Genomic DNA, 1241 nt, shown 5'->3' with positions numbered 1-1241 from the left:
TCCGAGAGGGTGCCATTAATGCTGTAGTAATTTTGACCGATAGCGAAGATTCTGATTCTAAGCTTCGTCTTGAGCAACTGTTTCAAGAACTGGAAAAAAGTGGCTTTTCCAGCGAGAAGCGAATTGCCTTTTTCACTGTTGGTTACGGTAACGAAGGAGACTTTAATCCTAAAGTACTAGAACAAATTGCTGAATTTAATTGGGGATACTACCGTCAAGGGGATCCATCAACTATTTCTCAATTAATGGCAGCTTTAAAACTGGAGTTTTAAAAATTATGAATTATGACAGATGAATTGATAATGAGTCCCTCTAAATTATAGAGCTATCGTTTATCAGCCAATGATGAAAGTTAGCTTACCCTTTGATTATCCCATGTCTTTGCTAGTCGGTGGGTAAGCATATGCGCTACGCGCACGCGTGCGCGTTCAGCGCTCAGTGGTCAGCGCTCAGTGGTCAGCGCTCAGCTGACGTAACAGAGATTAAACCAATGCGTACCTGTTTTATTCAAAAGCACCTCAAGTAACGCATTAGCTGAGAGCTGAGAGCTGAATGCTTACGTCGGTGGTGTACTACTCGTAGTTGGTGTCCGGTTTATACCGAGCTACTGTAGTATCCTAATTTAGAGTAAGTGTTGTGCTCAGTTTACCAGCCGCCTTATTCTACCGATATTCTCCTCCAAGAATTTATTGCCCATGGTTCGAATGACCCAGATGTTGCCACCGTTTACCAAAGTATTGCTATCCATCGGTAGCAATAAGCACCGCATAAATCAGGGTAAACCGGATCAACACTCAGCACTCAGCACTCATACCAAGTTGCGGTCAAACGTACAACTTTCTCTTCCCCCCATCTCCCCATCTCCCCATCTCCCTATCTCCCTATCTCCCTATCCAAGCAATCTACTATCTTTGAATGCAACTCGGTATCAGCACTCAGCAATCAACGCACCTGAGAGAATTCAAATCCATAAGACCACCAAATTGTACAGCAATAGCAGATAATTGATTCTTGACGGCAAATAAATAATAAATAAATGATAAAGACTGCATGGGTGTTTCCCGGACAAGGTTCTCAAGTACCAGGTATGGGAGTGGACTTATTAGACCTGCCCTCTGCAAAGGTTAAGTTTAAGCAAGCTGAGGAAATTTTAGGCTGGTCTGTCCTAGATATTTGTCAAGGGGAGTCCGATCAGTTATCTCAAACCCTCTACACTCAACCTGCCTTATACGTAGTTGAGA

General features: G+C 43.1%; 2 protein-coding genes and 1 pseudogene. All 3 read left to right on the top strand.

Annotated features, from left to right (window positions below; genetic code table 11):
- Positions 1-272: pseudogene (locus F6K49_RS50390) on the top strand (Mg-chelatase subunit ChlD); the annotation flags it as partial.
- A gap of 423 nt (positions 273-695) precedes the next feature.
- Positions 696-1004 (top strand): hypothetical protein, encoded by a 309-nt coding sequence (locus F6K49_RS50385; RefSeq protein ID WP_293110392.1) that lies wholly within the window; start codon positions 696-698, stop codon positions 1002-1004.
- Positions 1005-1036: 32 nt separating this feature from the next.
- On the top strand, positions 1037-1241 hold a 205-nt coding region (locus F6K49_RS50380; RefSeq protein ID WP_293110390.1), incomplete at its 3' end, for an acyltransferase domain-containing protein.

The organism is Moorena sp. SIO3I6 (genome assembly GCF_010672095.1).
The sequence above is the reverse complement of the archived record's forward strand: the minus strand, read 5'-3'. Positions and strand labels throughout refer to the sequence as shown.

Bases quoted from the DNA above. Each gene is read 5' to 3' on its own strand.
- F6K49_RS50385 (WP_293110392.1), top strand. From the start codon at position 696: ATGGTTCGAATGACCCAGATGTTGCCACCGTTTACCAAAGTATTGCTA.